Here is a 12,188-nt window from a genome sequence, read left to right as displayed (position 1 = left end):
CGGGTCGGCGGGGGAAGAAGCGGTGGCGGACGGATCGCGCGCAAGCTGACGTTTCTTCAACGCATTGGGTGACATGAGACGAAAGTCACCGTCCTGTACTATGCTTTGAACGACTTGCGGATCCGCTGGCATCGATTCTCTCCTCTCCCCCCACCCCACCTTGATGTTGGAGGTCTGTATGAGCCAAGAGAAAGAACGTCTGGGCACCGGTTCGACCACAGGCGCGGGCGCGCCTGCCGCGAGCGACCGGAATACGTTGTCGGTCGGCGCCGACGGTCCGCTGCTGCTGCATGATGTCCACTTCATCGAGCAGATGGCGCATTTCAACCGTGAGAAGGTGCCTGAGCGCCAGCCGCACGCGAAGGGCGCCGGGGCCTTCGGCGTGTTCGAGACGACCGAGGACGTGAGTCGGTACACCAAGGCATCGCTGTTCCGCAAGGGCGCCAAGGTCGAGCTGCTGGCGCGCTTTTCCACCGTCGCCGGCGAGGCCGGCAGTCCCGATACCTGGCGTGACGTGCGCGGGTTCTCCCTCAAGTTCTACACCGACGAGGGCAACTATGATCTCGTCGGCAACAACACGCCCGTCTTCTTCGTGCGCGATCCGATGAAGTTCCCGCACTTCATCCGCAGCCAGAAGCGTTTGCCGGACTCGGGCCTGCGAGACAACCACATGCAGTGGGACTTCTGGACGAACAATCCGGAGTCGGCGCATCAGGTGACCTATCTGATGGGCGATCGCGGCTTGCCGCGCACCTGGCGTCATATGAACGGCTATGGTTCGCACACCTATATGTGGATCAACGCCAGCGGCGAGAAATTCTGGGTCAAGTATCACTTCCATACCCTGCAGGGTATGGAGTTCTTCACCAATGCGCAGGCCGCTGCGATGTCCGGTCAGGACGCCGACTTTCACCGCCGCGACCTGTTCGACGCCATCGCGCGGGGCGAGCATCCGAGCTGGATCCTGTCGGTGCAGGTCATGCCGTATGCCGACGCGAAGCAGTATCGCTTCAATCCGTTCGATCTCACCAAGACGTGGTCGCACAAGGACTATCCGTTGATCAAGGTGGGCAAGATGACGCTCAACCGCAATCCGGAGAACTTCTTCGCACAAATCGAGCAGGCGGCGTTCTCGCCGGGCAACACCGTGCCGGGGATTGGGCTGTCGCCCGACAAGATGCTGCTTGGCCGGGCGTTCGCATACAACGACGCGCAGCGCCACCGCATCGGCGCGAACTTTCACCAGTTGCCTGTGAACCGTCCGAAGGTGCCGGTGCAGTCGTACATGTTCGACGGTCAGATGGCTTTCGAGCACAGCGGCAACGCGCCGACGTATGCGCCGAACAGCGGCGGACGTCCATACGCGGATCAGACGGGCCCGGCCGAGGACGGGTGGGAGTCGGACGGTGACATGGTGCGCAGTGCCTATACGCTGCACAAGGACGATGACGACTTCTCGCAGCCGGGCGACCTCGTGCGCCGCGTGTTCGACGACGCGGCGCGCGCACGCCTGGTGGAGACCGTGTCCGGCGCCCTGCTCGCGGGCGTGCGCAGCCCGGTGCTCGAGCGCGCGTTCGACTACTGGAAGAAGATCGACGCCGACATTGGCGCCCGCATCGAGCAGGCGGTAATGAACGCGAAGGGGTAGGGGGCGTCACCAACGCATCAACTGCGGCAGGGGGTGGGGCGGCGTCCACCCTCTGCGCCAGGAAGCCAGCCGTCACGGCGGATGTGTTGCGTGTCCCCGGTTCCGATGTCGTGCCATGGCGCGGTTTCCGAAGGGACCCGGCTCGCCGATTTGCCGGCCTGGCACAGGAGGCCGGCAAATCGGCGTCGAAGTCCGGTGAATCGCGGCAGGCCCGAGGCGCTACGAGGGAATACGGAACGATGATGGTGCGAGCGGCGCGTCACCCTGTCGCGCGTGCGAGATTGGCAAGCGCCCGCTCGAAGGCAGCGGCGTTCTTCATGCCCTGGTCCTCGTGGTTCGTGTTGAAAAGCACGTGAGTGTCGTCCGCGAGCGCAGCGATGCGCTGCACGCGCGCCGAAATGTCGATCAGCTCGCTGGCGCTGTATTCGTAGACGAAGCGTCCCGACGAGGCCGTGACGTCGCGCCGGTTCCAGGCCGCCGCATTGCGGCCATGCAGGCGTACCACGCACAGGTCGTCGCGCGTCGTCGCCCATACCGCGGGCACGGTGTTGTCGAAGCCCGCGGGGCTGTCGACGATAGTGTGCGCGGCGCCGGTCTCGCGCAGCATCGCCAGCGTGGCGGCCTCGCGCGATGGCGTATCGAACCAGCTCCGATGCCGAAACTCCACAGCGTGCCGTTCGCCCTCGAGGCGACGCGCCGTCTCGAACACCAGTGCCCGCCCGGCGCGGTCGTTGCGCACGCGCGGCGAGAACTGGAAGTGGATCGCCGCCAGTTGCCCGCTCTGCCGCAACGGCTCGACGGCTTCGGAATATCGCCGCCAGAGCTCGTCGGTCAACTCCGCAGGCATGTCGGCCGGGGCGATCTCCATGCCGCCGCGCGCCGACTTTGCCCGAGGCGCCGCCAGCGCGTCGGCGATGTCCGGCGGCAGCGCGCTCAGCGGCGTCATGTGGCCGGTGAACGCGCGAAACGCCTTGACGTGAAATCGGAACGAGGGCGGTGTGCGTTGCGTCCACCGCCACGCCACGGCGGCATCGGGCAAGCGGTAATAGCTGCTGTCGACTTCGACCAGATCGAACTGCGACGCGTAATGGCGCAATCGGGCCTCGGGCGTGTCGACGCCCGGCGGATAGAAACGCCCGCACGCGATGAGCGTCGGGTCGGTCCAGGACGAGGTGCCGGTGCGAATGGTCATGAGCTTGCCGCACGGCCGCGGACGCAGCGCCGGCGCCGCGATGCGGCGGCGCATGGCCCGTGGCTCGAAAAGAGCGCCCGCGTCGGAAGCGAGGCGGGACTCGATGGGGGTTGAACCCATCGTTATAATGTACAAATATACAGTACTCGGGGTGCGTGCTCGCATGTGGATCACATGGGGCTCACATGCGCCTGCGCTGCCGACATTCGTCCGCACCCCCCGTTTTCCCGACGCTTCGCATGTCAGAACAGCCGACCCCGACCGCCCGCGACCCGTGGGCCGAACTCAATGATCGCCAGCGCGAGGCGGTCCACCATGGCGTGGGCGACGACGGCTCGCCCGGCGGGCCGCTGCTCGTCATCGCGGGCGCCGGGTCCGGCAAGACGAGCACGCTCGCGCACCGCGTGGCCAATCTTATCGTGCGGGGTGCGGACCCGAACCGAATCCTGTTGCTCACGTTCTCGCGCCGTGCCGCCAACGAGATGGAGCGGCGCGTCGGGGCGGTGCTGCAGAAGGTGCTCGGCCTGGCGTCCTCGCAGCCGCCGGCGCTGCCGTGGGCGCGCACCTTCCACGCCATCGGCGCGCGCCTGCTGCGCGATTTCGCGCCGCGCATCGGCCTCTCGGAAGCCTTCACCATCCACGATCGCAGCGATGCGGAGGACTTGCTCGGCCTGTCGCGTCATGAGCTCGGCTTTTCGAACACGCAGTCGCGGTTTCCGCTCAAGGGCACCTGCCTGTCCATCTATTCGCGCGTGGTGAACAGTCAGGCGCCGCTCGCCGAAGTGCTCGCCAAGCACTTTCCGTGGTGCGCGCAGTGGGAGGCGCAGCTCAAGACGCTGTTCGGCGCCTATGTCGATGCGAAGCAGGCGCAGCAAGTGCTCGACTACGACGATCTGCTGCTGTACTGGGCCGAGATGATGAGGGCGCCGGAACTCGCGCGAGCGCTTGGGGCGCGTTTCGACCATGTCCTCGTCGACGAGTATCAGGACACCAACCGCCTGCAGGCGCAGATCCTGCTCGCGATGAAGCCGGACGGGCGCGGGCTCACCGTGGTCGGCGACGACGCCCAGTCGATCTACGCCTTCCGGGCCGCCACGATCCGCAACATCCTCGACTTCCCCGGGCAATTCGCCGAGCCGGCGCACGTCGTGACGCTCGAGCGCAACTATCGTTCGACGCAGCCGATTCTCGATGCGTCGAACGCGGTCATCGCGGAATCGAGCGAGCGCTATGCGAAGGCGCTGTGGACGGACCGCCAGTCGGCGCGCCGCCCCCAGCTCGTCAACGTGAGCGACGAAGCGGGGCAGGCGCGCTGGGTGGCCGACCAGGTGCTCGCGCAGCGCGAGACGGGCACACGGCTCATGCAGCAGGCCGTGCTGTTTCGCACCGGCAGCCACAGTGCCGCGCTCGAGCTCGAGCTCACGCGGCGCAACATTCCTTTCGTGAAGTTCGGCGGCCTGAAGTTTCTCGAGGCCGCGCATGTGAAGGACATGCTCTCGATACTGCGCTGGGCCCACAACCCGGCAAGCCGGTTGTCGGGGTTTCGCGTCGCACAGCTCGTTCCCGGCATCGGGCCGGTGAGCGCAACGCGGCTGCTCGACGCGATGGCGCAGTCCGCCGCGCCCGCGCAGGTGCTGGCCGGGTTCAAGCCGCCCTCGGCGGCTGCGAACGACTGGCGCAGCTTCGTGGACGTTTTCCTGGCGTTGCACGACACGCGCGTTGCGTGGCCGGCCGACGTCGATCTGGCGCTGCGTTGGTACGCGCCGCTGCTCGCACAGCGCTTCGACGACGCGGCGGTGCGGCAGGCCGACCTGGAGCAGCTCGCCCGCATCGCCGGCACCTACGGTTCGCGCGAGCAGTTCCTGACCGAGCTGACGCTCGACCCGCCCGACGCGACCAGCGCGCAATCCGGCCCGCCGTTGCTCGACGAGGATTACCTGATCCTCTCGACGATCCACAGCGCCAAGGGCCAGGAGTGGCACTCGGTCTATGTGCTCAACGTCGTCGACGGGTGCATTCCGTCGGACATGAGCACCGGCGACGACGAAGACATCGAGGAAGAACGGCGCCTGCTCTACGTGGCGATGACGCGCGCGAAGGAGTCGCTGCAGCTCATCGTGCCGCAACGGTTCTACGTCCATCAACAGACAGGGCTCGGCGATCGTCACGTGTACGGCACGCGCAGCCGCTTCGTCTCGGACGCGATGCTGCCGTTGTACGAGCGGCTGCCGAAGCCGCGCGAGGGCGAGGCGCCGCAGGCGCCGGTCGGCGACGTGGCGTTACACATCGACGTGGCGCGCAGGCTTCGCAATGCGTGGTCCTGAGATTGTCTTGCGCGCCGCGCGTGCGACGGACGCCGATGCGCTGACGTCGCTGCTCATGCGGACCTATCACACGACGTGGGCGCCCATGCTGCGTGCCGAGGTCGCGGCGACGTTCGCGTCCGGCGAGCGCACGCGTGCCTATGTGCAGGCGCAGTGTCCCGCGTTCACGGTGGCGGTGCCGTGCGACGAGGCAGCGCGCGTCGTCGGCATGGTGCATGTGATCGGCGACTTCATCGATGCGCTCCATGTCGCGCCCGACCGGCAACGGCAAGGTATTGGTGCGCGGCTGCTCGCCCACGCGGAAGCCGGCATGCGGGCCAACGGCCACGCGCTGGCGCGGCTCGAGACCGATACGTTCAATACGCAGAGCCGCGCGTTCTATGCCCGGCACGGCTACGCCGAAGTCGCCATGTATCCCGACGAGGCCTGGGACAGCGGCTTCACGACGGTACTGCTGACGAAGCCTCTGGTTGCCTAGTACGTCAGGCATGGCCCGCATGTTCGGCCCTTCGGCTCCTTCGGCTCCTTTGGCGCTTCGGCTCCTTAGGCTCCTTCGGCCCCTTCGGCCGCTTCGGCATGGCCGCCGGGCCTTCCGGTTCGGTCCGTTCGTCAGGCAGCGAAATTTTCGGAAGTTGCCGTCCTCCATGCATCGGGTATAGTCGCCGCATCGGCGGCGCATGCCGGGGCGCGACCCTGGTGCTCTTGCCGTCGCCTGTCGCGCTGCCCCGCTGACATTCGAGAACGACAGAACAGGAAAAACCGGAATGCACTGGCTGGTTGATCAGATGACGTTGATGCCGACGGGCGTGCTGCTCGTCAGTCTGGCGCTTGCCACGGCATTGCTCGGGATCGGTGTGGCGTGGTTCGCGCGCGTCTTTCTGTTCGACCGGCTCCCGCACCCGTCCGATGCGCGCGGCACCGTGGCCGACGTCGTGCACGGCAGCTTGCTCGCCTTCATCGTCTTCGTGCTCGCGCACGTGCTGGGCGACGTGCGCGCCAATCTCGGCCACGCCGAAGACCAGGCGCTGCGCGAGGCGTCGGTGGTGCGGCGCCTCGATCGTGAACTCAAGGCCGTAGGCGACGCCGACGCACAGGTGGCGCGCGCCATGCTGCGCGACTACGTGCGCTCTGTCGTCACCGATGAGTGGTATACGCTGAGCACGGCCGATCCCGACCTGTCGCCGCGCACCGAAGACGCGCTGACGGCTTTCGTCGGGGCCACGCGCCGCGTCATTGCCGGGCATGAGGCCAGCGCCAGTTCCATCCGCACGTTGCTCGATCGCCTCGAAGAAGCGCGGCAGGGTCGTTTCGAGAATGCGACCAAGACCGTGCCAAGCGTGTTCTGGTGGGTCATTTCGCTCTTCATGCTGGCCGCGATGGCGATGAACGGGCGGTATCCGGCCACGTGGAAGAGCAATTTCATCGTTGCCATGCACATGGGAGCGATCGGTATGGTGATCGCGCTGATCGTCAACCTGGACGAGCCGTTTCGCGGCGCGTCCGGTATCTCGTCGGCGCCGCTGGCCAAATCGGTCGGCATCGTTTTGCCGCGCTGAACGTGCGGCGCCCTGAAGATTCATTCCGCGGCGGCGGCACGCCGTATCGTCCCGCGCACAAGCCGGAGAAGAGAACCATGGTTTCCAACGTGAACGCGCCGTCGGCGGAATCGACGCCGGAGATCGAGGCATTTCGCCCCGGCGTCTATCGCCATTACAAAGGCAACTGCTACCTCGCGCTGGGCGTGGCGCGTGCGGACGAGACGAACGAGCCGGTGGTCGTCTACACGCGGCTCTATCCACGTGACGGGCTGCCGATGAGTACGCGGTTGTTGCGCATCTGGAACGAACCGGTGATGACGGACGAAGGACCGGTCGCGCGCTTCACCTATATCGGCCACACGACGCCGGCTGCCTGAGCGGTGCTCCGGGGCATCGACTCATCGTTTCCGCACACCGCGGCACTCCCGCCTTTTCAGGACATTCCATGAATCCGCTATCGAACATGCGCCGCCAGGGCGCCACCGTCTCACCCGCCGGGCCCGCGGCGGTGAACTCCCAGGGGGACGCTGCGGCTACCCCTGCCGACGCGAACAGGGCGGGGCCGGCGATGTCGAGGCGCGCGCCGCGCGGCTTGCGCCGGTGGTGGGCGCTGTTTGCGATCCTGCCATTCGTGACGCCGGTGTCGGGATGCGGGTTGGTGGCCGCGCCGTGTCGCGTGGCGTCGGCCGGGCTGAAGATCGTGCCGGGCGTGGGCGGCGTGCTGGCCGCACCGACCGATGCGTGCGCGGCCGCCATCGATTGACGGGGCAGCGTTCGACGGGGCGCGACCGGTAGCGATTGGGCAGCGGTTGGACAGTGGTCGGACAGTGGTCCTGCGCTCGGGACAGGCGGGAAAGACGCCGGGGAAGATACTACGACGTCGCCACGAGGTCGCCACGAGGTCGCCGGAGTCCGCCGATAGCGCTCCCCTTGCGGGGAAACCGGGCGCAGAAAAAAAGAAAGCCCGCGCGTTTGCGGGCTTAATCCATATCAGGAGGAGACATGGAGGAGACAGGTTCAGTATAGGACGACTTGTTGCGACGCACCATATGTAGTTTTGCGTAAGTGTCCGTCCGTTGCGTATTCACAACGTCAGATAAACTCCCATGAAAACAAGGAGTTGCATGAACGTTCTGCCCTCCCGATCGGCTGTCATGGGCGAAGATCTCCGAAGATTTCCTCTATTTATTGTGCGCGTGCACGCTTGTCCGCCGCCAGGCGCTTGAGCACGAATGGAATCGAGTCGCGCAGCGACGGGTTGAGCGTCGCGTCGTGATCGAGGCCCGGGTACAGACGGACCACCGTGGCCGTGCCCGCCTCGGCGACATCGCGCGCGAAGGCCTGTTGCATCATCAACGGCACGTCGATGTCCTCCGAGCCCATGCCGATGAACACGGGATGCCGGATGCGCAGTGTCGGGTAGCGCAGCGACGGCGTCTGGTCGTGCAACAACTTCTGGATGTTCGGCTGAAGGCTGTTGCCCGCATTCAACCCCGCTGACGTGGAGCGCGCGGTGAGTTCGTCGATGCACAGCGTGCGGGCCGCTTCCAGTACGGGCAGCGCGTGCGCGGAGAAGTACCGCGCGGCCTGCAGAGACGGATTGCGGTCGGCCGCCGACAGGAACAGGTACATGGCGTAGGGGATCTTCGGATCGGGCGCGCCCGGGTCGGGCTGGCCCGCGAAGAGCATTGCGGCCGACGTCTTCGCATTGAAGTACGGCGTGCCGGTCAGCACCGTGGCGATCACCTTGACGTCCGGTGCGTAGGTCGGCTGATAGCCCGCTGCCGCGAACGCCGCGTGCGCGCCCTGCGACTGGCCCACGAGCACCACGCGGTTGCGCAAGGGGAAGGCGCTGCGCGCCGCGAGCAGACTGTCGAGCACGCTGTAGGCTTCGGCGCGCGCGTCCAGATAGTGATGCAGTCCCTGCGAGCCCAGCCCGGCGTAATCGGGGGCCACGACGGCAAATCCGAGCGAGAGCCAGGTGCCGAGATACTGGATGTCGCGCTGGCTGCGCACGTTGAGCGACGGCGCGCATGCGCTCGCGACGCCCACCGTTCCATGCGCCCACAGCACAACCGGCCAGCCACCCGGCGGCGGCGGTCCCTTGGGCAGGAACACGGCGCCGGTGTCCTCGCGCGCCTCGATGCCGCCCACACCGTCGATGGAACTGTAGCGGATGCGAAATTGCTCGCCGGCTTCGGGCAGGCCGTGATCGGCGTCGAGCGGCAGACGCTCGACCATGGCGCCGTGCGGGATGGCGGCGGGAGCGGCTTCGGGGGTGAGCGCGTGCGCGGCGCGTCCGATGACCAGGCTGGCGAACAGGGCGGCGCTCGCATAGCGCCACAGGCGGTTGAACATGTTGGACTGTCCTCGTCGTGGGTTGCGCTGCTGAAGCCGGGCCGGCCGGAAGAGCGCGCCCGGATGCCTGTCGTGCCGTCTCGTCAGTATAAGGGACGTGTCGCGTCACCTCATGTCGGGGCCTGCCCGTAGAAATTGCACCATGCTGCTTGGCCGGTCAGCCGTGCGAGGCCTGACCGCCCTGCGCCTGCGCCGCGGCCTGCTGCGCCGCCTGCTGTGCGGCCTCGCGCCACGCGCGCCGCGACCGGCGCATGCGGCGCAGCGCGAGCGACGACATCGTGATCCAGCCGAACGGCCGCGGATCGACCAGCATGCTTACCGCGCGTGCGTAGTCGAGCACCAGCCCCGGCGTCCATGCCATCGTCTTGGCCCGCTTGCGCAACTGTGCCGCGACCCAGAGTTCGGGGGTGAGCCACAGCCGCACGAACGTCCACCAGCCAGCATCGGCGCCGTCGGCCAACCGACCGATGCGCCCCTCGATCGCCGCTTCCAACGCCTTCGCGACACTGCTCGAACAGTTACGGTGCGTGAGGTTGTAGGTGGTGTTCTGCCGGTACGTCGCCCAAAACGCAGCCAACTGCTGCGGGCTGTAGTTGCGTATCCGGACCTTGACCGTCGACGGGCACCAGGCCTTCGATTCGGTCGCATAGTCCGGCTGGAAGACGCCCGGCACGTCGTTTTCCCGCGTCGCGCGCAGCAATTGGCCGAACTGGTCGGGCGAGCGATCGATTTCCTGCGCGGGGTAGAGGCTCACATACACGCCCTCGGGGCTCTCCAGGGCCGCATGACCGGTGGAGATCACGCCGTTGCGATCGACGGCGGCAATGTAACGGTCGATGACGGGGTGGCGCCGCGCGGGCGCCTTCGAAGAGCCCGACGGCGTCCACACGTGCACCGTGAGGGCCGGTTCGGATTCGGAGGGCGGGCCTTCCCAGCGAGGCGCGCGGGCACGCTGCGCCCACAGTCCGCGTTTGTCCTCCGGGCTGCCCAAGATCTGCTCCACGCGGAAATCACGCCGCATGCGCCGCGCGCGCATGGCCAGCACCAACACGTTCCAGCCGGTGAAGGCGAGGCCTAGACCGATGGCGTAAGGCAGCGTGCCCTTGTAATGCGTCGGGTACGGCTGATAGAAAAAGATGGCCACTGCGATTTCCAGCAGGCCGCCGGCCATCGCCCACGCCCAGCGCGGATAGCGCACCACGTAGGCGGCCGCGCACTGGAGCAGGCCGTCGGCGAGGAACAGCGTGCCGAAGAGCATCGAGAGCCAGAAGTTGCCGTGACTTTCGGGGAACATCAGCACGAGCAGCGCGGCGACGCTGAACGTGCCGCCCTTGACACCGCGCACCACGCGCTGGCCGCCCACGCCGATGCCGACGATCGCCAGCGTGGCGAGCCCCTCGAGCAGCAGCAGCCAGGCGAATACCTTGAGCGGGAAGTGCACCACGCCGTCGAGCGCGTCGACGATCAGTGCCAGCCCGAAGGCAAAAAACAGCGCGCCGATCCAGATCAGCGCGCGGGCCCGCCGGCGCAAATAGTCGACGCCAAGCAACAGCAATATCAGACGTACCAACGTTAGGTCTCCATCGCATGCCGCGCTGGTCCCGCGAGGGCGGGCGTCCGCGTGCATTATCGTGACGGGGGAATTATGAGAAAAAGCCTATTTGTCGCTATGTTAGCGCGGGATCGATGACAGGCCAAAAACAAAGGCGGCGCGCTCCTTTCGGGGCGCGCCGCCGGGTGCGGCAGGCGACGGGGCATCGCCTCGCGGGCAATGCCGTCAGCCGGCTCAGTCCTTCTTGCCTTCGAGCTGCGGCAGGGCGTCGTCGCTCGATGCGGTGAGCAGGCCGGTCTTGGCGTAGGTCATCAGCTTCTCGCGCGTATCGACGATGTCGAGCGTGCGCATGGTCAACTGGCCGATACGGTCGAGCGGCGTAAACACCGACTCGCCCTTTTCCATCGTCAGGCGCTCGGGCTTGTACGTGAGGTTCGGCGAGGTGGTGTTGAGCAGCGAGTAGTCATTGCCGCGGCGCAGCTCGATCGTCACTTCGCCGGTCACGGCACGCGCCACCCAGCGTTGCGCCGTCTCGCGCAGCATGATCGCCTGCGGGTCGAACCAGCGGCCCTGATACAGCAGACGGCCCAGGCGGCGGCCGTTCTCGCGGTATTGCTCGATGGTGTCTTCGTTATGGATGCCGGTCACCAGACGCTCGTAAGCGATGAACAGCAGCGCGAGACCCGGGGCCTCGTAGATGCCGCGGCTCTTGGCTTCGATGATGCGGTTTTCGATCTGGTCGCTCATGCCCAGGCCGTGGCGGCCGCCGATGCGGTTCGCTTCTTCGAACAGTTCGACGGCGTTGGCGAACGTCTTGCCGTTGAGCGCCACCGGCTGGCCTTCCTCGAAGCGCACCGTGACTTCCTCGGTCTTGATCGCGCAGTCGTCGCGCCAGAAGGGCACGCCCATGATCGGCTGCACGATCTTGATGCCCGTGTTCAGATGTTCGAGGTCCTTGGCCTCGTGGGTCGCGCCGAGCATGTTCGAGTCGGTCGAATAGGCCTTCTCGACCGACATCTTGTAATCGAAGCCGTTGGCGATCAGGAATTCGGACATCTCCTTGCGGCCGCCCAGCTCGTCGATGAACGTCTGATCGAGCCACGGCTTGTAGATTTGCAGGCTCGGGTTGGTCAAGAGACCGTAGCGATAGAAGCGCTCGATGTCATTGCCCTTGAACGTGCTGCCATCGCCCCAGATATTGACGCCATCTTCCTTCATGGCGGCGACCAGCATCGTGCCCGTGACGGCGCGGCCGATCGGCGTGGTATTGAAGTACGTGACGCCGGCCGTCGAGATGTGGAACGCGCCCGATTGCAGGGCGGCGATGCCTTCGGCGACGAGTTGCGCGCGGCAGTCGATCAGGCGGGCGTTCTCGGCGCCGTAGGCCATGGCGCGGCGCGGAATGTCGTTGTAGTCGGGTTCGTCCGGTTGACCCAGATTGGCCGTATAGGCGTAGGGAATCGCGCCTTTCTTGCGCATCCAGAGGAGCGCAGCGCTGGTGTCGAGACCGCCCGAAAAGGCGATGCCGACCCGTTGTCCCGTGGGGATGTGTTGCAGAATCGTGGTCATCGGCGTG

Annotated in this window: 10 protein-coding genes; 6 read left to right on the top strand and 4 right to left on the bottom strand. The window is 66.5% G+C overall.

Annotated features, from left to right (window positions below; all coding sequences use genetic code 11):
• Positions 1–178: 178 nt before the first annotated feature.
• The gene (locus tag PNO31109_RS02460) at positions 179–1,648 is read left to right on the top strand and encodes a catalase (RefSeq protein ID WP_150554027.1); all 1,470 of its coding nucleotides are present in this window, start codon (positions 179–181) and stop codon (positions 1,646–1,648) included.
• 259 nt (positions 1,649–1,907) lie between these two features.
• On the opposite strand, the gene PNO31109_RS02455 is transcribed toward PNO31109_RS02460, so the two are convergent.
• Positions 1,908–2,840, bottom strand: a complete 933-nt coding sequence (locus PNO31109_RS02455) for a DUF72 domain-containing protein (protein ID WP_150554175.1) — start codon at positions 2,838–2,840, stop codon at positions 1,908–1,910.
• 239 nt (positions 2,841–3,079) lie between these two features.
• Here PNO31109_RS02455 and PNO31109_RS02450 point away from each other — a divergent pair, with 239 nt between their 5' ends.
• From PNO31109_RS02450 to PNO31109_RS22380, 5 genes are all read left to right on the top strand, one after another.
• Complete coding sequence (locus PNO31109_RS02450; RefSeq protein WP_150554026.1) at positions 3,080–5,164, top strand: ATP-dependent helicase; 2,085 nt, start codon at positions 3,080–3,082, stop codon at positions 5,162–5,164.
• Positions 5,151–5,642 carry a GNAT family N-acetyltransferase gene (locus tag PNO31109_RS02445; RefSeq protein WP_150554025.1) on the top strand — a complete coding sequence of 164 codons (492 nt, stop codon included), beginning with the start codon at positions 5,151–5,153 and terminating at the stop codon, positions 5,640–5,642. The genes PNO31109_RS02450 and PNO31109_RS02445 overlap by 14 nt, the downstream gene beginning before the upstream one ends.
• 286 nt (positions 5,643–5,928) lie before the next feature.
• The gene (locus tag PNO31109_RS02440) at positions 5,929–6,720 is read left to right on the top strand and encodes a bestrophin-like domain (RefSeq protein ID WP_174966239.1); all 792 of its coding nucleotides are present in this window, start codon (positions 5,929–5,931) and stop codon (positions 6,718–6,720) included.
• Between the two features lie 77 nt (positions 6,721–6,797).
• Complete coding sequence (locus PNO31109_RS02435; RefSeq protein ID WP_150554023.1) at positions 6,798–7,079, top strand: DUF1653 domain-containing protein; 282 nt, start codon at positions 6,798–6,800, stop codon at positions 7,077–7,079.
• 191 nt (positions 7,080–7,270) lie between these two features.
• A complete protein-coding gene (locus tag PNO31109_RS22380) occupies positions 7,271–7,465 on the top strand; it encodes a DUF6726 family protein (RefSeq protein WP_306345272.1) in 195 nt (64 codons plus the stop codon).
• Between the two features lie 422 nt (positions 7,466–7,887).
• Here PNO31109_RS22380 and PNO31109_RS02425 read toward each other — a convergent pair whose 3' ends face one another.
• The 3 genes from PNO31109_RS02425 to argG form a co-directional block, all read right to left on the bottom strand.
• Complete coding sequence (locus tag PNO31109_RS02425) at positions 7,888–9,060, bottom strand: alpha/beta fold hydrolase (protein WP_150554021.1); 1,173 nt, start codon at positions 9,058–9,060, stop codon at positions 7,888–7,890.
• A 157-nt stretch (positions 9,061–9,217) separates the two neighbouring features.
• Positions 9,218–10,630: an HdeD family acid-resistance protein gene (locus PNO31109_RS02420; RefSeq protein WP_150554020.1), complete on the bottom strand. Its 1,413-nt coding sequence runs from the start codon at positions 10,628–10,630 to the stop codon at positions 9,218–9,220.
• Between the two features lie 216 nt (positions 10,631–10,846).
• Positions 10,847–12,181 (bottom strand): argininosuccinate synthase, encoded by a 1,335-nt coding sequence (gene argG, locus PNO31109_RS02415; RefSeq protein WP_150554019.1) that lies wholly within the window; start codon positions 12,179–12,181, stop codon positions 10,847–10,849.
• Positions 12,182–12,188: the final 7 nt, after the last annotated feature.

This window comes from Pandoraea nosoerga (assembly GCF_902459585.1).
Lineage (GTDB): Bacteria > Pseudomonadota > Gammaproteobacteria > Burkholderiales > Burkholderiaceae > Pandoraea > Pandoraea nosoerga.
Note: the sequence above shows the minus strand (reverse complement) of the source record. Positions and strands in the feature narration are given on the sequence as shown.

What these genes read in the sequence shown, in the direction of transcription:
- PNO31109_RS02460 (WP_150554027.1), top strand. Translation starts at nt 179, where the DNA reads ATGAGCCAAGAGAAAGAACGTCTGGGCACCGGTTCGACCACAGGCGCG.
- PNO31109_RS02455 (WP_150554175.1), bottom strand. Translation starts at nt 2,840, where the DNA reads ATGACCATTCGCACCGGCACCTCGTCCTGGACCGACCCGACGCTCATC.
- PNO31109_RS02450 (WP_150554026.1), top strand. Translation starts at nt 3,080, where the DNA reads ATGTCAGAACAGCCGACCCCGACCGCCCGCGACCCGTGGGCCGAACTC.
- PNO31109_RS02445 (WP_150554025.1), top strand. Translation starts at nt 5,151, where the DNA reads ATGCGTGGTCCTGAGATTGTCTTGCGCGCCGCGCGTGCGACGGACGCC.
- PNO31109_RS02440 (WP_174966239.1), top strand. Translation starts at nt 5,929, where the DNA reads ATGCACTGGCTGGTTGATCAGATGACGTTGATGCCGACGGGCGTGCTG.
- PNO31109_RS02435 (WP_150554023.1), top strand. Translation starts at nt 6,798, where the DNA reads ATGGTTTCCAACGTGAACGCGCCGTCGGCGGAATCGACGCCGGAGATC.
- PNO31109_RS22380 (WP_306345272.1), top strand. Translation starts at nt 7,271, where the DNA reads ATGTCGAGGCGCGCGCCGCGCGGCTTGCGCCGGTGGTGGGCGCTGTTT.
- PNO31109_RS02425 (WP_150554021.1), bottom strand. Translation starts at nt 9,060, where the DNA reads ATGTTCAACCGCCTGTGGCGCTATGCGAGCGCCGCCCTGTTCGCCAGC.
- argG (WP_150554019.1), bottom strand. Translation starts at nt 12,181, where the DNA reads ATGACCACGATTCTGCAACACATCCCCACGGGACAACGGGTCGGCATC.